20 protein-coding genes are annotated in these 18200 nt (G+C 70.2%); 10 read left to right on the forward strand and 10 right to left on the reverse strand.

Annotated features, from left to right (window positions below; all coding sequences use genetic code 11):
* Positions 1 to 17 precede the first annotated feature (17 nt).
* Together AC21LY_RS21690 and AC21LY_RS21695 are read left to right on the forward strand one after the other, a co-directional pair.
* On the forward strand, positions 18 to 1190 hold the full coding sequence (locus AC21LY_RS21690) for a nitrate ABC transporter substrate-binding protein (RefSeq protein WP_489048649.1): 1173 nt from the start codon (positions 18 to 20) through the stop codon (positions 1188 to 1190).
* A gap of 5 nt (positions 1191 to 1195) precedes the next feature.
* Positions 1196 to 2536, forward strand: coding sequence for an amidohydrolase family protein (locus AC21LY_RS21695; RefSeq protein WP_489048773.1), 1341 nt, complete (start codon positions 1196 to 1198; stop codon positions 2534 to 2536).
* 52 nt (positions 2537 to 2588) lie between these two features.
* Here the strand turns inward: AC21LY_RS21695 and AC21LY_RS21700 are convergent, their stop codons facing one another.
* The 4 genes from AC21LY_RS21700 to AC21LY_RS21715 form a co-directional block, all read right to left on the reverse strand.
* The gene (locus AC21LY_RS21700; protein ID WP_489048650.1) at positions 2589 to 3500 is read right to left on the reverse strand and encodes a metal ABC transporter permease; all 912 of its coding nucleotides are present in this window, start codon (positions 3498 to 3500) and stop codon (positions 2589 to 2591) included.
* Entirely contained in the window at positions 3500 to 4285 is a 786-nt protein-coding gene (locus AC21LY_RS21705; protein ID WP_489048651.1) for a metal ABC transporter ATP-binding protein, read from the reverse strand. Before AC21LY_RS21705 ends, AC21LY_RS21700 begins: the two co-directional genes overlap by 1 nt.
* Entirely contained in the window at positions 4282 to 5178 is an 897-nt protein-coding gene (locus AC21LY_RS21710) for a metal ABC transporter solute-binding protein, Zn/Mn family (RefSeq protein ID WP_489048652.1), read from the reverse strand. The genes AC21LY_RS21705 and AC21LY_RS21710 overlap by 4 nt, the downstream gene beginning before the upstream one ends.
* Before the next feature lie 107 nt (positions 5179 to 5285).
* Positions 5286 to 5696: a nuclear transport factor 2 family protein gene (locus AC21LY_RS21715; protein ID WP_489048654.1), complete on the reverse strand. Its 411-nt coding sequence runs from the start codon at positions 5694 to 5696 to the stop codon at positions 5286 to 5288.
* A 70-nt stretch (positions 5697 to 5766) separates the two neighbouring features.
* On the opposite strand from AC21LY_RS21715, the gene AC21LY_RS21720 reads away from it, so the two are divergent.
* The 4 genes from AC21LY_RS21720 to AC21LY_RS21735 all read left to right on the forward strand — a co-directional run bounded on the left by AC21LY_RS21720 (position 5767) and on the right by AC21LY_RS21735 (position 9658).
* On the forward strand, positions 5767 to 6324 hold the full coding sequence (locus AC21LY_RS21720; protein ID WP_489048655.1) for a PadR family transcriptional regulator: 558 nt from the start codon (positions 5767 to 5769) through the stop codon (positions 6322 to 6324).
* 262 nt (positions 6325 to 6586) lie between these two features.
* Complete coding sequence (locus AC21LY_RS21725) at positions 6587 to 7216, forward strand: hypothetical protein (protein WP_489048656.1); 630 nt, start codon at positions 6587 to 6589, stop codon at positions 7214 to 7216.
* A gap of 163 nt (positions 7217 to 7379) precedes the next feature.
* Positions 7380 to 8933, forward strand: coding sequence for an LVIVD repeat-containing protein (locus tag AC21LY_RS21730; RefSeq protein WP_489048657.1), 1554 nt, complete (start codon positions 7380 to 7382; stop codon positions 8931 to 8933).
* Positions 8930 to 9658, forward strand: a complete 729-nt coding sequence (locus AC21LY_RS21735; protein ID WP_489048658.1) for a DUF305 domain-containing protein — start codon at positions 8930 to 8932, stop codon at positions 9656 to 9658. The genes AC21LY_RS21730 and AC21LY_RS21735 overlap by 4 nt, the downstream gene beginning before the upstream one ends.
* 14 nt (positions 9659 to 9672) lie before the next feature.
* On the opposite strand, the gene AC21LY_RS21740 is transcribed toward AC21LY_RS21735, so the two are convergent.
* The 5 genes from AC21LY_RS21740 to AC21LY_RS21760 all read right to left on the reverse strand — a co-directional run bounded on the left by AC21LY_RS21740 (position 9673) and on the right by AC21LY_RS21760 (position 12809).
* Positions 9673 to 10644, reverse strand: coding sequence for a pirin family protein (locus AC21LY_RS21740; protein ID WP_489048659.1), 972 nt, complete (start codon positions 10642 to 10644; stop codon positions 9673 to 9675).
* A 48-nt stretch (positions 10645 to 10692) separates the two neighbouring features.
* Positions 10693 to 11232, reverse strand: a complete 540-nt coding sequence (locus AC21LY_RS21745; RefSeq protein ID WP_489048660.1) for an FAS1-like dehydratase domain-containing protein — start codon at positions 11230 to 11232, stop codon at positions 10693 to 10695.
* 81 nt (positions 11233 to 11313) lie between these two features.
* Positions 11314 to 11490, reverse strand: coding sequence for a hypothetical protein (locus AC21LY_RS21750; RefSeq protein WP_489048661.1), 177 nt, complete (start codon positions 11488 to 11490; stop codon positions 11314 to 11316).
* Positions 11491 to 11557: 67 nt separating this feature from the next.
* The gene (locus AC21LY_RS21755) at positions 11558 to 12289 is read right to left on the reverse strand and encodes an MspA family porin (RefSeq protein WP_489048662.1); all 732 of its coding nucleotides are present in this window, start codon (positions 12287 to 12289) and stop codon (positions 11558 to 11560) included.
* Between the two features lie 97 nt (positions 12290 to 12386).
* Positions 12387 to 12809 carry a hypothetical protein gene (locus AC21LY_RS21760; protein WP_489048663.1) on the reverse strand — a complete coding sequence of 141 codons (423 nt, stop codon included), beginning with the start codon at positions 12807 to 12809 and terminating at the stop codon, positions 12387 to 12389.
* A gap of 643 nt (positions 12810 to 13452) precedes the next feature.
* Between AC21LY_RS21760 and AC21LY_RS21765 the strand changes: the two genes are divergently transcribed.
* The 3 genes from AC21LY_RS21765 to AC21LY_RS21775 are packed head-to-tail and all read left to right on the forward strand — an operon-like array spanning position 13453 to position 16142.
* The gene (locus AC21LY_RS21765) at positions 13453 to 14292 is read left to right on the forward strand and encodes an alpha/beta fold hydrolase (RefSeq protein ID WP_489048664.1); all 840 of its coding nucleotides are present in this window, start codon (positions 13453 to 13455) and stop codon (positions 14290 to 14292) included.
* 27 nt (positions 14293 to 14319) lie between these two features.
* A complete protein-coding gene (gene mshA / locus AC21LY_RS21770) occupies positions 14320 to 15633 on the forward strand; it encodes a D-inositol-3-phosphate glycosyltransferase (protein ID WP_489048665.1) in 1314 nt (437 codons plus the stop codon).
* A 2-nt stretch (positions 15634 to 15635) separates the two neighbouring features.
* On the forward strand, positions 15636 to 16142 hold the full coding sequence (locus AC21LY_RS21775; RefSeq protein ID WP_489048666.1) for a type III secretion system chaperone family protein: 507 nt from the start codon (positions 15636 to 15638) through the stop codon (positions 16140 to 16142).
* Here AC21LY_RS21775 and AC21LY_RS21780 read toward each other — a convergent pair.
* Positions 16090 to 17577 carry an MFS transporter gene (locus tag AC21LY_RS21780; protein WP_489048667.1) on the reverse strand — a complete coding sequence of 496 codons (1488 nt, stop codon included), beginning with the start codon at positions 17575 to 17577 and terminating at the stop codon, positions 16090 to 16092. The two genes, AC21LY_RS21775 and AC21LY_RS21780, sit on opposite strands and share 53 nt — an antisense overlap.
* Before the next feature lie 95 nt (positions 17578 to 17672).
* Here AC21LY_RS21780 and AC21LY_RS21785 point away from each other — a divergent pair, with 95 nt between their 5' ends.
* Complete coding sequence (locus AC21LY_RS21785) at positions 17673 to 18173, forward strand: hypothetical protein (RefSeq protein ID WP_489048668.1); 501 nt, start codon at positions 17673 to 17675, stop codon at positions 18171 to 18173.
* Positions 18174 to 18200 lie beyond the last annotated feature (27 nt).

The raw sequence follows: 18200 nt of genomic DNA on the forward strand, positions 1-18200 counted from the left end.
CCCTTGCAGGAGAATCGATGTCCACTTCACCGTTCCCGCTCGTCCGGAGCGCTGCCGCGATCGCCGCCGCAGTCGGCCTCGGCTCGGCGGCGCTGTCCGGCTGCGCCGCATCCGACGGTCCCGCGGCGTCCGTCTCGCTCGAAGCCGCCGCGCCCGCGCAGCGCCTGGCCGATGTGTGCCCGGCGACCGTCACCGTGCAGCTGCAGTGGCAACCGCAGGCGGACATGGGCGGTCTGTTCCAGCTGCTCGGGCCCGACTACGCGGTCGACGTCGCCGGCAAGTCCGTCACCGGAACGCTGGTCGCGCAGGGCAAGGACACCGGCGTGAAACTGCGCCTGAAGTCCGGCGGTTCGGCGATCGGCTTCCAGTCCGTGGCCTCGCAGATGTACGTGGACTCCGCCATCGATCTCGGCCTGGTGCACGGCGATCAGCTCGTCGCCGCCAGCGGCAGCCAGCGCGTCATCGGCGTCGCGCCGCTCATCACGCACAATCCCGCGATCCTGATGTGGGATTCGGCCAAGCACCCGGGCCTGACGCTCAAGGGCCTCGCCGGGTCGGGCGCGACCGTCGTGGTCTCCAAGGAGCAGACCTTCCCCACCTGGCTGCTCGCCAAGGGTTATGTCACGAAGACCCAGCTCGACACCAGCTACGACGGCAGCCCCGCCCGGTTCGTCGCCGACCCGGCCATCGTCCAGCAGGGGTACGCCACGTCGGAGCCGTGGGTGTACGAGCACGACACGCCGGCCTGGAACAAGCCCGTGCAGTACGGACTGCTCTCCGAGCTGGGCTACGACCCGTACGCCTCCAACGTCTCCGTCCGCACCGACAAGCTCGCCGCACTGACGCCCTGCCTGAAGAAGCTGGTCCCGATCATCCAGCAGGCCGATGCCGACTTCGTCACCTCGCCCGGCGCCACGGCCAAGCTCATCTCGGACGTCGTCGCCAAGGACACGGCGAACGCGCCCTACCCGGTCGCCGAGGCCGAGTACGCCGCCGGGATCCTCAAGTCCAAGGGGCTCATCGCGAACGAGAACGGCTCCGTCGCGACCTACGACACGGCGCGCGTGGCGTCCTTCGTCGCGGACCTCGCGCCGATCCTCGCCGCCCAGGGCGCCAAGGTCGATCCCAAGGTGGACCCCGCCGCCCTCTTCGACCCGCAGTTCGGCGACCGCACGATCGGCATCAAGTGAGACCGCTGACGCTGCCGCGGCCCGCGGACGGTCGGGTACGGCTCATCGCCGACGTCACGGTCTGGACCGGGCTCGGGTGGCGCGCGCACGCCGACGTCGTGATCGCCGACGGTGCCGTGGCCGCGGTGCGCGACCACGTCCCGGGCCCGCCCGGCCCGGGCACCGTCGACGGCGCGGGCGCGCACCTGATCCCCGGATTCGTCAACACCCACACCCACCTGCAGCAGTCGCTGTGCCGCGGGGTCGGGGAGGGGCAGCCGCTGCTGCAGTGGCTGCTCGCGGTGGGCGAGGCCATGAACGCGATCACCCCGGAACGGGCGTACCTGGCGACGGTCGCCGCCGCGCTCGAGGGGCTGCTCTCCGGCACCACCACCCTGGTGGAGCACATGTGGCCGCACCCGAGCGGGGAGGTGCACGACGCGGTGCTCGCGGGGCTCGACGACGTCGGGGTGCGCGCGGTGCTCGGCAGGGGGATCGCCGACCGCGCGGATCCCACGCGCAAGTGGGGCTTCGACCCCCGGCTGATGCAGCCGCTGGAGAGCGCCCTGGACGACGTCGACCGCCTCGCCGCGGCCGCCGGCGACCGGGTGCGGCTCGCTCTGGCCGTGCCCAACCCTCGCTCGCTCACCGTCGAGGGGATGCGGACCGCGGCGGACTTCGCCGGCGAGCGCGGCCTGACCACGATGATCCACCTGTCGGAGACGGGCACCGACGACGCGCTCTGCCGCGAGCACGCCGGGATGCGGGCCGTGGACTACCTCGCCGAGGGCGGCCTGATCGGGGAGCGGCTCCTCGCCGTGCACGGCGTGGAGCTCGACGAGTACGCGCGGCGGATCCTCGCCGCGGGCGGCGCGGCGGTCTCCTGGAACCCGGTCTCCAACATGCGGTTGGGATCCGGCGTCGCGCCGGTCACGGAGTTGCTCGCCGAGGGCGTGGCCGTCGGGATCGGCGTCGACGGTGCCGGCTCGAACGACCGGCAGGACATGCTCGAGACGCTCCGTGCGGGCGCGTACGTCCAGCGGGCGCACGCCCGCCGCGCGGACCTCTTCGACATCGGGACCATGCTGTCGATCGCCTGCGACGGTGCCGCGCGCGCCCTGGGCGGCACGGTGGCGGACGCGCCGGGCGGGGTCACCGTCGGGCGTCCGGCCGACCTGACCCTGTTGCGCTTCGACCGAGACTTCGCCTGCCTTCCCGTCACGGACCCGGGCGCGACGCTGCTCACCTGTGGGACCCCGCGCATCGTCGACACCGTGCTCGTGGGCGGCGAGGCCGTGGTCGCAGGCGGGAGCAGCACCCGGATCGACGTCGAGGCGCTGACCGCCGCGCTGCTCGCGGCGGTGTGAGTCGTACCCCCGTCGTCATCGATCAGGGCATCGGATGAGCCGGAATCGATGGCTATCGGGTCGCGACGGGATCCGGATGCTCACCGTGCCGGCAGTCGTGCGCGGTCTCGACCGGGGCGACCGTGCCGCGGCGGCCGCGCTGCCCGAGCAGGCGGCAGACCATGTAGATCAGGAAGGAGATCGAGGTTACGAAGACCGACACGGGCAGCGCCGGCGCGAGCGAGAGGATGATCCCGCCCACTGCGGAGACCAGCGCGAAGATCAGCGAGAGCGCCGTCGCCTTGCCGGGGGAACTGGTCACCCGGGCGGCGGCCGCGGCGGGCGTGATGAGCAGGCTCATCACCAGCAGCGCCCCGACGATCTGCACGCCCTGCGCGGCCGCGGCGCCGACGAGCATCGCGAAGACCACCGACAGCGTCTTCACCGGGACGCCGTGCGCGGCAGCCACGTCCGGGTCGGTCGAGAGGAACAGCAGCGGCCGGTAGATGAAGGCGAGGATGAGCAGCACCACGACGGTCGTGATCGCCATGAGCGTCACCCCACTCAACCCGACCGCCACGATCTGCCCCGTGAGCAGCGCGAAGGCGGTGCCCTGCCGGCCGTCGTGCAGCGCCAGGAAGAGCACCGACAGGCCCAGGCCGAAGGCCATGATCACGCCGATCACCGAGTCCCGCTCGCGGGCGTAGACGCCGAGCAGGCCGAAGAGCAGGCCCGCGACGAGTGCGCCCAGCAGCGCGCCCGAGCCGACGCTCCAGCCCATGAGCAGGGCGAAGGCGGCGCCGGTCAGCGAGAGTTCGGAGGTGCCGTGCACGCTGAAGGCCATCTGCCGCGAGACGATGAGCGGTCCCATCACGCCGGCGAGCACGCCGAGCAGTGCCGCGGCGACGAGGGCCTGCTGCACGAAGGGCTGCTGGAGCAGATCCCAGGTGAGGGAGAAGTTCGTCAGGTTCTCGAGTCGGTCCATCAGTCATCGCCTCCCACCACGACCAGCCGGTCGCGCACGTGCAGCACGTCGACCGGGGTCCGGTACAGCCGCGTCAGAGCATCGGAGGTCATCACCTCGGCCGTCGGTCCGACCTCGAACCGCCCGTCGACCAGGTACAGCACGCGGTCGCAGTACGGGAGCACGGGGTTGATCTCGTGCGTCACGAAGAGCACGGCGGTGTCGTACTCGCGGCGGCGGCGCTCGATCAGCGAGACGGCCAGCCGCTGGTTGCCCGGGTCGAGCGAGAGCAGGGGCTCGTCGCAGAGCAGGATCGTCGGGTCCGAGGCGAGGGCCTGGGCGACGCGCAGTCGCTGCTGCTCGCCGCCGGAGAGGGAGCCGATGGGGGCGTCGGCGAAGGCCGCGGCATCGACCTGCTGCAGCGCCGCGTCCACGGCGGACCGTCGCGCCGCGCGACCCAGCAGCCCCAGGCCCCAGGCGGCACCGTCGAAGCCGAGGCCGACGAGGTCGCGCCCGCGCAGGGGCACGGCACCGTCGAGCGCGCGTTGCTGCGGGATGTACCCGATCCGGCCGTTCACCTGCACGGTTCCGGCGGAGAGCCGGCTCTGCCCGAGCAGGATCCGCAGCAGCGAGGTCTTGCCGGCGCCGTTGGGGCCGAGCACGGCGACGAACTCGCCGGGCGCGATGTCGAGGTCCAACCCGTCCCAGAGGGTGCGGTCGCCGTAGCGCAGCCCGGCGTGCCGCAGGCGGATCACCGGGGCCGGAGGTGCGCTCGCGGACGGTGGGTTGACGGGCGCTGCGTTCACGGGTGGGACGCGAGCGCGTCGGATAGGGCCTTGACGTTGCCCGCCTGCCACGTGACGTAGTCGTCGACGCCCGCGGGCAGAGACTCGGTGACCTTGACGACGGGCACGCCGGCGGTCTCGGCGGTCTTCGCCAGGGCCGCGGTGACCGGGCTCTCGGTCTGGCCGTTGAGCACGACCGCGCGCACCTTCTTCTCGCTGACCAGGGCGTTGGCGGCGGCGATGTCGGCCGGGGCCGGGTCGGTGCCGGACTCGATGGCGGCGGTGTAGCGGGTGGGCGCGATGTCCTTGAGGCCCGCCAGCGTGAGCAGGTAACCGGCGACCGGCTCGGTCGCGGCGACCGCGGCGCCGGGGTTGGCATGACCGATCGCGCGGGCCTGCGCGATGACGGTGTCGAGCTTCGTACCGAAGGCGTGCGCGCGGCTCTCATAGCCCTGGCGGTGGGCGCCGTCCTTGTCGGAGAGCGCCTTCGCGACCGCCGTGGCGACCTTCTGCATCGTGGGCAGGTCGTAGAAGACGTGCTCGTTCTCGCCTTTCGGTTCCTGGAGCGCGACGGCGTCGACCTTGGTCGCGCCCGCGCCCTCGGCGGCCTTCTCCATGTACGCGTCGTAGTGACCGCCGTTGTAGACGAGCACGGAGGCCTTCTTGACCTGCAGGGTGTCCTGCGCGGAGGGTTCGAACTCGTGCGGATCACCGGTCGGGTTGGAGAACAGCGAGGTCACTGCGGCGTCCTCGCCCGCGACGGCCTTGGCGATAGCGCCGTAGACGTCGGTCGACGCCACGACCGTGGGCTTGCCGTCACCCGAGTCCGAGGTGGCGTTACCGCACGCGGTGAGCGCGAGGGCTGCGACGGCGACGGCGCCCGCGGCCCGAGTGAGACGAAAGCGAGTGCGCACGGCAGTACTCCTCTGACAGCAATGGGAATCGTTGTCATTTAGAGTAGCGGCGGCGCGGTTGCACTGTCGAATAGGTGAATGCGCATGTATCAGCGCATCCGGTGAGGTCAGGCGTCGGCGGCCTCGGCCTGCGCGGTCGCGGTGGCCTCCTCGGCGATGGCGCCGAACTGCGCACCCATGGCTGCGGAGAGTGCCTGCGCCGCGGAGAGCGGGCGGACCATGACCATGAAGTCATCGATCTTGCCCTCGGCGTTCACGTGGATGAAGTCGCAGCCGGTGATCTTCTTGCCGTCGACGGCCGCCTCGAAGATCAGGGCCGAGTTCGCGCCGTCGTTGATCTCGCGCACGTAATGGAAGTCCTCGAAGACACGCATCACGCCGCGCAGGATGGCCGCCGTGATGTGCCGGCCCTCATAGGGCTTGAAGGCGACGGGGCTGGTGAAGGTCACGTCGTCGGCGAGCAGGCCGTCGAAGGCCTCGGCATTGCGGGCCTCGACGGCGGCGCGGAACTCACGCATGACATCTCCTATTCAACTTGTTGAGTATGTATAGAGCAGTATAAGCAACTAGTTGACTAGAATGGAAGGCATGGCGCTCCGGCATGCGATCGAATCGACCCTCCTCGTCCTCGGCGAGGCGTCCGGCTACGACCTCTCCAAGGAGTTCGACGGTGCTCGGGCCAACTTCTGGGTCGCCACCTCCCAGCAGCTCTATCGGGAGCTCGACAGGATGGAGCTCGACGGGGTGATCATTGCGCGGACCGTCGAACAGGAGAAGCGGCCGAACAAGCGGGTCTTCCGCCTCACCGACGCCGGTCGGGACGAGCTCGCGGCGTTCACCACCACGCCTGCGCGCGCGGTCGCGGTCCGCGACGAGCTGATGGTCCGGGTGCAGGCGGTCGAGGTCGGCGATCCGGCCGCCGTGTGCGCCGCCGTGGCCGCGCTCCGCGACGCCGCCGCGGCCAAGCTCGCCTATTACGAGCGGATCGAGCGCACCTGGCTCGGAGACCGCGGCCGCGACGAGCTCCTCGCCGACCGCCACCTCGGCGGCCCGTATCTGACGCTGCTGCGCGGACTGTCCTTCGAGCGGGAGAACGTGGCCTGGGCGGAGCTGGCGCTGCCGGTGCTGCGCGCCCGGATCGCCTGACGCGTGGCACGATTCCCGTGCCGGGTGCCCGTCGCTGTTTCACGATGGCGAGGGAACGCTTCTGGGGAGGGGCTCGACATGCACGGTGACCGGGGACTGCGCGCACGCATCAGCACGACGACCGGAGGCGGGGTGGCGCTGTGCGCGCTCCTCGCGACTGCGGCGTGCGGTGGCGGCGGGGCGACCACCACGACGGAGACGGTCACGGCGACGCCGGCCGCGTCCTCGGCGGGGAGCGCCCCGCCCACGACGGGCGGAACGAGTGCGCCGGCCGCGGCCGCGACGGGTCGGCGAGGTCCCGGGCAGCGCGGGCGCCGCGAAGGCCCTGTGGCCCTGGCTCGCCGACGTCGCGGCGAAGGACCTCGGTGCGCTCACCACGAAATGCTGGACGCAGCCGCCGAGCGTCATCGGCGAGATGTACGGCGATGACGCGCGGATCACCGAGGCCGTCTCCAAGCCCGGCGTGCTGGGCCAGTTCGGCCCGTCGTGGAAGAGCGCGACCACTACCGTCCAACTGCGCCCGAGCGAGGTCGCGTCGTCCTACGGCTGCCCCGACGTCTACGCGGCGGGAGCCTCGATACCGATCGAGAAGGCGCGGTACGCCGTCGTCCGATACCTGGGCCGACAGTTCGGGAAGCCGGTGAACGCGGCCGATGTCGAGGCGGACTATCCGCTGCTGTGTCAGGTCGGTGGCGGTGCCCCGGACCTGTCCGAGGCCACCGGGTTCGACGCCGGGCAGGTCGGTGCGCCGCGGGAGGTGAGGAACGCACCGACCACCGTGACCTCCGTGACCGCGCAGGTCGCGACCCGCTCGGGGATCCGGAAGGCCGCCAATTTCACGCTCGACAAGGGCCCGAACGGCTACTGCATCCGGAACGTCACCCTCCGATGACGCGGAAGCCGGGCGCTGACACTCCGCTCGGGATTTTCGGTGGTTCCGCGGAAAGTTAACGAGTGATTCCTTAGGCTGCCTGCAGGAACAACCCGCGTACGGGTGCCATTGTCATCTGCATCCCGTTTCGGATCGCCCGGACCTGCGGGAATGCGGAGGATGTATGAGGATCACCGGTGTCAGGGCCTCGGCCCTGCTGCGCTGCCTGCTGGCCGGCCTGCTCGTGGCGGTGGGGGTGGCGGGCGCGCCGGGCGTGGCGCAGGCCGACCCGTCGTACTTCCCCACGACCGGCAGGTGGGACAAGGCGGTGCCGCGCGCCGACTGCCGCGAGGGCGACCGCGTCGAAACGGGGATTCAGGGGGACGTCCCGCTCGAGGATCGCAAGAGTCGGCGCAGCACTAAGGGCTACAACTGCAACATCGACCTCGTCGGCCAGTACCAGGGCGACGGCGCGGGCATCGTCAGCCCGAGCTACAAGAACTGCTCCTACATCTCCACCACTTTCCCGACGAACTTCGCCGGAGGCCGTGGGCCCGGCGTGCGGGTCATCGACAACTCCGACCCGAAGAACCCGAGGCAGACGGCGGTCCTCAACGAGCTCGGCATGGTCACCGGGACGTGGGAATCGCTCAAGGTCAACGCGAAGCGGGGCCTGCTCGTCGGCACCTCCGTCCCGTTCCTGACGGGGTTCGGCTACATCGCGATCTACGACATCTCGAAGGACTGCTCGCGCCCGCGGCTGCTCAACCCGGGCCCCGGCTCGAACCTGGCGATGCCGATCCCGATCACCACCCACGAGGGCGACTTCTCGCCCGACGGGAGGACGTACTGGGCATCCGGGCCGATCGCGGGGCATCTCAGCGCCGTGGATATCACCGATCCCGCCAACCCGATGGTGGTCTGGTCGGGCATCACGGGGATCGAGGGGCACGGCACAGGCTTCTCGCCCGATGGTCGCCAGCTCTACGCATCCACGCTCGCCGGCATCACCGTGATCGACATCTCGGCGATCCAGGACCGCCGGCCGCGCACCGTGGTCACGGCGCCGGTGCCGCACGTCGGGCGCAAGTTCTGGCTCGACGGGAACATCACGCAACACAGCATCTACGTCACCTACGGCGGCAAGCCCCACGTCTACGTCGTCGACGAGGCCGGATCGGGCGGCGTGAAACTGCTCGCTCTCACCGATCTCAAGGACCTCAAGCTCCGCAACCAGATCAAGCTCGAGATCAACCTGCCGAAGAATGCGACGAAGTGGGCGTCCAGTGCCACGTCGAACGGCGTCTTCGGCTACGACGCGCACTACTGCACCGTCGACCGCCCGGAGCAGCCGACGGCCATGGCGTGCGGCTGGATCCAGTCCGGGATCCGCGTCTTCGACATCCGCGACCCCGACCGGATCCGGGAGATCGCCTACTTCAACCCGCCGGCGCAGACGGGGAAGAATCTGCAACTACCGAACTCGACGCACGCTCTGCTCGGTTCGATCGTCGCGCCGCCGATCATGGGCACGCTGTCGATCGCGCGGTCGATCCTGCAGGGGCAGGCCCCGGTCAACGGGATCATCAACGACCAGAGCAGGCTCTTGGGCGCGGATCTCTCGGCCGACTGGTGCATGTCGCCGCCGGAGTTCCGCGGCAACGAACTCATGGTCAGCTGCATGGACAACGGCTTCCTGCGGCTGCGCATCGACCCGAAGGTGTACTCGCCACGATGACCGGATTTACGGAACGGCGGTCCGTGCGCGCGGCCGCCGCGGTGCTGGCGATCGCCCTGGCGGTCGTGATCGGCGTCCTGATCGGGAGGGGCGCGCAGCCGGCGGAGCCCGAGCAGGAGCCGGGCGGTCCGCAGCGGCTCAGCGCCGCCGACATCGGCTTCGCGCAGGACATGATCGCGCACCACCAGCAGGCGCTGCAGATGGTCGAGCTGCTGGGGCCCGACCTCAGCGCGGACGTGCGGGGTATCGCAACGCAGATCCAGCTCTCGCAGAGCAGGGAGATCGGTGTGCTCATGGGCTGGCTCGAGGTGCTGGGGGAGCCGCTGCAGAACCCGAACCCGATGGCCTGGATGACGGACGAGCCAGCGGCATCGTCGACCTCGAGCGCACCGGGCGGGCACGCCGGCCACGCGATGCCTACAACGACGTCGAACTCGGCGTCGCCTGCTCCGACGAGGCAGCGCGCCATGCCCGGGATGGCGACGAGCGAGGAGCTCACGGCGCTGACCACCGCGTCGGGTGTGCAGCAGGAGGTCCGGTTCCTGCAGCTGATGCTCCGCCACCACCAGGGCGGCGTCGACATGGCGGGGTACGCGCAACGCGGCGGCGATGCGCCGGCGGTCCGCCAGCGCGCCACGGCCATGGCCAAGGGGCAGTCCGACGAGATCAGCATGATGCTGGTCCAGCTCACCGAGCGCAACGCGACCTCGCTGCCGTACCCCTGAAACCGGGAACGCGATCAGCGCACGACGTGCGGCATGAGGGCGTCGGGCGGGATCACGCCGAACCTGCCGGCGTTGTAGTCCTCGAGCGCCTGGATCAGCTCGGCCTTCGTGTTCATCACGAACGGGCCGTACTGCGCGACGGGCTCGCGGATCGGCCGGCCGCCCAGGATCAGCACCTCCATCGCGGGGCGGTTCGAGTCCTGCGCCTCGTCGGCCGCGACGGTGATCCGGTCGCCCGGGCCGAGCTGCGCGAGCTGGCCCTGGTGGATCGGGTGCCCCACGGGTCCGACGGTGCCACGGCCGCTCAGAACGTAGACCAGCGCGTTGTAGTCGCGGTTCCACGGCAGCGAGGCCTCGGCGCCGGGCGCGATGGTCGCGTGCACGAAGTTGATCGGCGTACGGGTGGCGCCGCGGCCGGCGTGCCCGTCGACCTCGCCGGCGACGATGCGGATCAGCGCGCCGCCGTCGGGCGTGGTGACGAGCGTGGTCTGGCCGCCCTCGAGGTTCTGGTAGGCGGGCGTCGTGAACTTTTCCGCCTTCGGGAGGTTCACCCACAGCTGGATACCGTGGAACGTGCCCCCGGACTCGACGAGCTCGGCCGGCGGGGTCTCGATGTGCAGAATACCGGAGCCGGCGGTCATCCACTGAGTGGCGCCGTCGGTGATGAGCCCTCCGCCGCCGTGGCTGTCCTGGTGCTGGAACAGGCCGTCGATCATGTAGGTCACGGTCTCGAAGCCGCGGTGCGGGTGCCAGTTCGTCCCCTTGGGCTCGCCCGGCTCGTACTCGACCTCGCCCATCTGGTCCATGTGGATGAACGGGTCGAGGTCGCTCGGGTGCACGCCGGCGAAGGCGCGCACCACGGGGAAGCCCTCCCCTTCGTGGCCTCGTGGCCCGGTCGTGATCCTCCGGACGGGGCGGTCGGTGTCCGACGGTGCCGCGGGTGCGATGCGGGGCAGGGTCAGAGTGTCTGCGGTGACGGCGGGCATGTCGTCCTCCTCGGTGGGCTGGTGTCGGTGACACCAGCATCAACCGGACTATGGTCCGATTAATTCCGAGGGCTCGGGGCGCACCGCGGACTCCCGGGGTCCGCTGCCGGTGAGCATCACGCACTCGGCGCAGTCCTCGTAGCCGCCGGGGCCGGAGGAGTCGATCTCGGCGGAGTCGTAGGCGACGGTGGTGGAACTGCGCACCCAGTCCTCGCCGCCGGTGGCGAGGACCGAGGAGATCGTGAGGAACTCGACGGTGCCGCGCGAGGAGCTGCTCGCCAGCGTGGCGCCGACGTCGAGGACATCGCCGATGCGGGGATGGCGGAGGTAGGAGAAGCTCTGCCCGACGTGCAGCACGCGGGCCAGGTTCCGGCCCGAGATCTTCTTCGAGACCACGACCGCGGCCGCGCTGAGGAGCGCCGAGGCGCCGATCGTCGCCGGTGCGGCGGTCGACGGTGCCGGCAGGATCAGCGGAGACTCGTGGGGCACGTGCCAGCATCGCACGGCGCGGGCGAAGTCCCGGACGCCGGCGGCGGTGACCTCCAGGGCGCCGGGGAACCAGACGCTCCATCGGCCGTCGTCGTACACGGGACGTCCTTTCGAGGGGACGGGCCGGCGGCGGGAACGCGGCCGGCGGGTCGGTCGTTTCAGGTCGATTTTCGGGTCGGTTCAGAAGGTGTGGAGGCGGCGGATCCGGTTCCGCGCGACGAACTCGGCCGCGCCGTCGTCGAAGAGGACGGGGAGGTAGTCGAACCCGTCGTCTCGGAGAACGGCGCCGAAGGTGTAGTCGGTGCCCAGCGTGATCCGCACCCGCTCGCCGATGCGGAAGGGGCTGTCGTGATCCATGGGAACTCCATTGGGGACCGTTCGGAGGCGGGGTGAAAGAGGGACCGCCTCCGAACGGGCTCCGGTCCTACGCGAGACGGATGATCTCGCTGTAGGCGGTCTTGGCGTCGTCGTACGACCGGCTCGACACCTTGACGGTGGCGTATGCGACGGCGTCCACGCTGCCGATGCAGCCGGAGACGCTGATCCGCTTCTCCTTGAACCGGATGCCGAAGGACTCGGCCTTCGGGTCCTTGATCGTCTTGACGTCCTGGGAGACCAGGGTGACGGTGCCGGGGGCGGTCTTGATGACCTGGTTCTGGCTCGTGCCGAGCTGGCCGTTCACGGCGCCGAAGCCACCCGCGCCGAGCGCGCCGGCGGGGATCGGGCCACCGAGTGCACCTGCTCCCGCGATGCCACCGCCTACGGTGGTCCCGACGGACTGGTTGGTGCCGATCCAGGACTCGAAGCCGCCGTCGTGAACACCGCAGGCCACCAGGTAGCCGACCTCGATCGACGCGTTCTCGAGGGGGTTGCCGCCGGTCGCGAGGATGTTCGCGGTCGCGTTCCCGTCGACGTACGCCAGGCGAGACTTGTTGTCGCCCGCGAGCGGCGGGAAGATCCGCGCCTTCAGATCGGCGAGCGAGACCTGCACGCGGAGCCCCTCGGGGCTGGTCAGCGTCTGCGTCGCGCCCTTGACGGGACCCGACGGGTTCTGGGGCGTGATCTGCGCCGCGGCCTGGCCGCCGCCGAGGGCGACGGCGCCGAGGGCGACGATGCTCACCAGTGCGGCCGACGGTGCGAGCTTCGGGAACTTCATGGGAGTTGAGCCCTTTCGATGGGGATGGGGGAACCACGCGGCGGCCGAATTGCCGCCGCGCGAAGGCGGGGGTCGAAACGTGCTCGGCGGAACGTGTTCAGCGGAGCTTTTGGAGAGAACTGAGGAGGGCGTGCAACTGCGGCCCACTCAGCTCCGAGGTCGCGGCGATCAATGCTCGAGCGCGCACGGTGTATTCGTGGTCCGCGGCATGCACGCCCTCCCGGGTGGGGTGGACCAGGACGAACTTGCGCGAACCTATCCGGCGTTCGTTCCGGGCGAGCCACCCCCGTACTTCGAGCGGCCGAATGGACCGGGAAACGGTGGCCGGTGACTTCGCCAGGGCGGTCGCCAGGTCGGAGAGCACGACAGCGGTTCCCGCGGTCCTGCTCGCCTCGAGCAGGAGGTAGTCGCCGATCGACATGATCGACCCTGGCGGACTGGTTCCGAGGAATCGCTTCGCAAGCGACGCCAAGGTGGGGATCATCTCGCGGTCGATCTGCGAGAGGGTGTCTTCAGGCATGGCTGGGGCCTCGAATCGACATCGCGGATTCACGGACGGACCGCTACGTGGCAGTGATGATGCCTCGAGTCTCGACCCGTACTTGTCAGCGATGAACATTTGTAAGCGACATGTCAGCAATGGGCACTTGTGAGCGATGGATACCGGGATCGCGAGGGTGATTGTTCTGTGTCAGCGCGCCTCCTTCGGTTCATGTTGTTAACGGTTCTGAAGTCGATCGCCACGCTAACTGAATTTGAGCTGTGCGAACAACCGGGGTTATAGTGACGTATATCACACTCATGTGATACCGCGAAAAAGTTGCGCCGCGGCAATTGGTGTGATTGTGATCGGGCGAACGTTCGGGCGACGGTTCATCTCGAATCATATTGGGGTGCAAATGTATTCGCTGGACGCCTCGTCGGCTCGGCGGGAACGGCCGGGCCTCTGTTTCTGATTGCGGTGAACAAGTCGCGCGCAGTGGTGAGAATCTGCACTGTCAGAGAAATGCGATTGAAACGTCAACAGTGATGTGGGGGGTGCTTACCGTGATGGTGCTTCCTGCCGTCGCTTCGCCGCCGCATGGCCCGCTCTCAGTCGCGGCACAGGTCGGGATCGCCCACCACGCGCCGCGCGACCGATGCCGGCGGATACTGTCGAATCCGTGACTCGAGCATGTGGCTTCGCCGTCTCCGCCGACGGCACGGAGATCTTCTACGCCGATTACGCGGAGGGCGCCGATCCGGCGAAACCGGCCTTCCTCCTCGTCCACGGCTGGTCGGCCAGCTCGGACTCGTGGGGCGCACCGTTCATCGGCGAGCTGACGGCCGCCGGGCATCGCGTGGTGGCGGTGGACAACCGCGGCCACGGCCGCAGCTCCGTCCCGGACACCTTCACCTCCCAGGGCTTCGCCGATGACCTGGCCGCCGTGCGCCGCGACCTCGGGCTGGGCGAGATCATCCCCGTCGGCTGGTCCTACGGCGGCCTCGTCATCGCCGATCACCTCGCGACGTACGGCACCGAGAACGTGGTGGCGGTCGGCCTGGTCGGCGCCATCACCTCCATCGGCGGGACGAAGGAGGGGAGGTTCCCGGGCGGCGTCACCGGCGAATCGATGAACGCCGCCCTGCCCGCCGCACTGTCCGCGCATCCCGGCAAGGCCATCACCGCGCTCGGCAGGCTGCGGATGCTGCCGCGCGGCTTCGACCAGGACGCGCTGGGCCCCGTCGCCCAGCAGCAGTTCGGCATCGCCCTGGCCACGCCCCCGGCCGTGCGCGGCGGGCTGTTCCGGCGCACCGTCGACCACGATCGCGACCTCGCCTCCTGGACCTTCCCCGTGCTCGTGCAGCACGGGCGGGACGACGAGGTGGTGGCACCGTCGACCGCGGAGCACCACGCCCGGATCCTGCCGAACGCGACCCTGTCCTGGTGGGAGGGCGGCGGGCACGCCCCGTTCGTCGTGGACCCGGCCCGCAGCGCCCGCGAACTCCTCGAACTGGCGTGATGAACGGCCGGGGCTAAGCTGGACGGCGTGCCTACTGGGAATTCCGTGGCCCCCGTGCCGCGCCGGATCGCGGTGCTGTCGGTGCACACGTCGCCGCTGGCCCAGCCGGGTACGGGCGATGCCGGCGGGATGAACGTCTACATCTGGCAGACCTCGCTGGAGCTGGCGCGGCGCGGGATCGAGGTGGAGATCTTCACCCGCGCAACGGCGTCGACGGACCAGCCGATCGTGGAGGCGGTGCCGGGAATCCGGGTGCGCAACATCGTCGCCGGGCCCTTCGAGGGCCTCGACAAGACGGATCTGCCGGCGCAGCTGTGCGCCTTCGCCGCCGGCGTGCAGCGCGCCGAGGCGCGCGAGGAACCCGGCTACTTCGACCTCATCCACTCGCACTACTGGCTCTCCGGGCAGGTCGGCTGGCTCGCGCGGGACCGCTGGGGCGTGCCGCTCGTGCACACCGCGCACACCCTCGCGGCCGTCAAGAACAACGCCCTCGCGATCGGTGACACCGCGGAGCCGCAGGCCCGGATCATCGGCGAGCAGCAGGTCTCCGACGAGGCCGACCGCCTGATCGTCAACACCGAGGTCGAGGCCGGTCAGCTGGCGCGGATCCACGACGTCCCGTCCGACCGCATCGACGTCGTCTACCCGGGAGCGGACCTGGCCACCTACACCCCCGGCGACGGTGCGGCCGCCCGTCGCGCGCTCGGCATCGCCGCCGACGAGATCGTCCTCACCTTCGTCGGCCGCATCCAGCCGCACAAGGCGCCCGATCTGCTCCTGCGCGCCGCCGCGCCGCTGATCCACGCGCACCCCGAGCGCCGGATCCGTGTCCTGGTGATCGGCGGGCCGTCGGGCACGGGGCTGGAGCGACCGGATGCGCTCATCGGGCTCGCGCGGGAGCTCGGCATCGAGGACGCGGTGACCTTCGGCCCGCCCCGCCCGCCCGCGGGCCTCGCCGAGGTCTACCGGGCATCGGACGTGGTCGTCGTGCCCAGCTACTCCGAGTCCTTCGGGCTCGTCGCGGTCGAGGCACAGGCCTGCGGAACCCCCGTGGTGGCCGCGAAGGTCGGTGGCCTCCCGGTCGCCGTCGCCGACGGTGTCTCGGGTCGCCTCGTGGACGGCCACGAGCCGGAGGTCTGGACCGCGGTGCTCGATGAACTCACCGCGGATCCCGCGCTGCGGCAACGGCTCTCCGACGGTGCCGCGGACCACGCCCGACGGTTCTCGTGGGCGCGCACGGCGGACGGGCTGCTGCGCAGCTACGGTCGGGCGATCGAGGCGCGACAGGCCGCGGCGCAGACGGTGCGCCGCCGGCGGCGACGGACGGGAGTGCGGATATGACCATGACACCGGAGCAGATCGAAACGGCCCTCGCCGAGCGGGAACTCGAGTTCACGCGCAAGGAGGAACCGGGCAAGGACGTGGCGCACTTCGTCATCGAGCTGCCGGGGGAGAAAAAGCTCAAGACCACGATGCTGCTGACGCTGGGGACGCACGGCGCGCGGGTCGAGGCCTTCGTCTGCCGGCACGTCGACGAGAACTTCGAGGGCGTCTACCGCTATCTGCTGCAGCGCAACCGGCGGCTCTACGGGGTGGCGTACACCCTCGACAAGGCGGGCGACATCTACCTCACGGGTCGCTTCGCCGAGCTGACCGAGGAGGAGCTGGACCGGGTTCTGGGGCAGGTGCTCGAGGCCGCGGACGGGGACTTCAACACCCTGCTGGAACTGGGCTTCTCCACCGCGATCCGCCGTGAGTTCGACTGGCGCGTCTCTCGCGGCGAACCGCTGTGGAACCTCAAGCCCTTCGAGCACCTACTGCCGGAGTTTCCGGAAGACCTTCCGCAGTAGCCGTTTCGGTCTTCTCGGCGCGCGCCCGGGGAATCGTCAGCGCCACCACGGCGGCGACCGCGGCGACGACGCCCGCGATCACGAATCCCGAGGTGAACGCGGACTCGGCGGGCAGCTCGACGGCGTGTCGGGTGCCGGCGCCCAGGGTGATGGTGGTGCGGGTGAGCACCGTCGCCATCACGGCGGAGGCGATCGCGGTGCCCATGGAGCGCATGAGCGAGTTGAGGCCGTTCGCCGCGGCCGACTCGGTCTCGGGCACGTTGCCCATGATCAGCGCCGGCATCGCCGAATAGGCCACGCCCACACCGCCGAAGACGATCATCGAGCCGAGCGACATCTTCCATGTCGCGTCCGTGAGGCCGAGCAGCGCGAAGTAGCCGATGGCCGACATCGCGGCGCCGATCGCGAGCGTCCGGCGCGCGCCGATCCGCTTGGTGAGCACCGCGGAGACGGGGGACAGGGCCATCATCACCAGGCCGCCGGGCACCATCCACAGGCCCGCGTTCAGCATCGTCAGGCCCAGGCCGTAGCCGGTGGCCTCGGGGATCTGCAGCAGCTGCGGCATCGTCAGCATGAGCGAGAACATCGCGAAGCCGACCATGATCGAGGCGAGGTTGGTGAGCAGGATCGGGCGGCGCGCCGAGATCCGCAGGTCCACCAGGGATTCGGAGGTGCGCAGCTCCCACCATCCCCACAGGACGAGGACGCCGGCGCCGCCGATGGCGCAGCCGATCGTGGCCGCCGAGGTCCAGCCCCAGCTCTGTCCCTTGGTGATCGAGAGCAGCACGGCGACCAGGCCCGCGCTGAGGCCGACGGCGCCGACCACGTCGAACCTGCCGGGGCTGAGGTTCGGCGACTCGGGGACCACCACGTAGACCAGGCCGAGGGTGAGCACGCCCAGCGCGAGCGAGAACCAGAACAGCGTGTGGTAGTCGAAGTGCTCGGAGATGTACGCGCCGAACGGGATGCCGATCGCGCCGCCCACGCCGAGCATCGCCGACATGAGCGCGACCGCGCCGGGGATCTTCCGCGCGTGCAGCTCGTCGCGCATGAGCGAGATGCCCACGGGCACCAGGCCCATCGCGAAGCCCTGGAACGAGCGGCCCACCACGGTGAGCAGCAGCGTGTGCGAGAGCGCGCAGATCAGCGAGCCGGCGATGAGGCTGAGCAGGCTGGTGAGCAGGATCAGGCGCTTGCCGTACATGTCGCCGAGGCGGCCGGCGATGGGCATCGCCACCGAGGACGCGAGCAGCGTCGAGGTGATGACCCAGGAGGCGTTGTCCGCGGTCGTGTCGAGCAGGTGCGGCAGCCGGCCGACGAGCGGCACCACCAGCGATTGCATCAGGGAGGCGAGGAGTCCGCCGAGGCAGAGGACGGCGATCAGGAGGCCGTCCGACGGGGCCCCGGTGCGGGTCCTGCGGAGCATGTCTGTCATGCGCCCGACCGTAGTTGCATTATACAACTCAAGCAACCGGATGCGGTGCGCATCACGCTGTCCGGGGTGCCTGTGACGTGCACTAACCTGGGGTCGTGGACCCTGTGACCAAGCTCCGCGCGGGCCTGGGGCTGCTCCTCGCCGCCCTGGTCGTTCCGATCCTTCTGATCCTCACGCTCACGCTGCCGCAGTTCCGGCTCGACGCCCACGTGATCCCGCTCGACGGTGCGTCGCACGCCGTCGAGCTGCCGGCCGGTAAGGAGTACGCGGTCCTGGCCGCTACGCGGACGAAGGCGGGGGCACCGTCGTGCGTGCTGACCGGGCCCGGCGGTGCGCCGGTTCCGCTGCGGGAGGTGCCCGGCGGTGTCACGGTGGAGAACCGGATGGTGCTGCGCGTCTTCGACACGGGCTCCGGCGCGGTCGCCGCGACGTGCCCGCCGACGCCGGGCTACACGGAGGTCGTGCTCGGGAAGCGGCCTGATATGACGCGCCTGCTCGGCGGCATCTTCGGCGCCTTCGGCTTCGCACTACTGTCCGGCGGGCCCGGCCTGGTGCTGCTGATCGGCGCTCTGCGGGGTCGCGCTCGACCCGTCTGAATTTGGTTATAACCAGTTTGGCTGATC

Source organism: Tsukamurella sp. II2bb (assembly GCF_057815145.1).

Bases quoted from the DNA above. Each gene is read 5' to 3' on its own strand.
- AC21LY_RS21690 (WP_489048649.1), top strand. From the start codon at position 18: ATGTCCACTTCACCGTTCCCGCTCGTCCGGAGCGCTGCCGCGATCGCC.
- AC21LY_RS21700 (WP_489048650.1), bottom strand. From the start codon at position 3,500: ATGGACCGACTCGAGAACCTGACGAACTTCTCCCTCACCTGGGATCTG.
- AC21LY_RS21715 (WP_489048654.1), bottom strand. From the start codon at position 5,696: ATGCGTGAGTTCCGCGCCGCCGTCGAGGCCCGCAATGCCGAGGCCTTC.
- AC21LY_RS21720 (WP_489048655.1), top strand. From the start codon at position 5,767: ATGGCGCTCCGGCATGCGATCGAATCGACCCTCCTCGTCCTCGGCGAG.
- AC21LY_RS21730 (WP_489048657.1), top strand. From the start codon at position 7,380: ATGAGGATCACCGGTGTCAGGGCCTCGGCCCTGCTGCGCTGCCTGCTG.
- AC21LY_RS21735 (WP_489048658.1), top strand. From the start codon at position 8,930: ATGACCGGATTTACGGAACGGCGGTCCGTGCGCGCGGCCGCCGCGGTG.
- AC21LY_RS21740 (WP_489048659.1), bottom strand. From the start codon at position 10,644: ATGCCCGCCGTCACCGCAGACACTCTGACCCTGCCCCGCATCGCACCC.
- AC21LY_RS21750 (WP_489048661.1), bottom strand. From the start codon at position 11,490: ATGGATCACGACAGCCCCTTCCGCATCGGCGAGCGGGTGCGGATCACG.
- AC21LY_RS21755 (WP_489048662.1), bottom strand. From the start codon at position 12,289: ATGAAGTTCCCGAAGCTCGCACCGTCGGCCGCACTGGTGAGCATCGTC.
- AC21LY_RS21760 (WP_489048663.1), bottom strand. From the start codon at position 12,809: ATGCCTGAAGACACCCTCTCGCAGATCGACCGCGAGATGATCCCCACC.
- AC21LY_RS21775 (WP_489048666.1), top strand. From the start codon at position 15,636: ATGACACCGGAGCAGATCGAAACGGCCCTCGCCGAGCGGGAACTCGAG.
- AC21LY_RS21780 (WP_489048667.1), bottom strand. From the start codon at position 17,577: ATGACAGACATGCTCCGCAGGACCCGCACCGGGGCCCCGTCGGACGGC.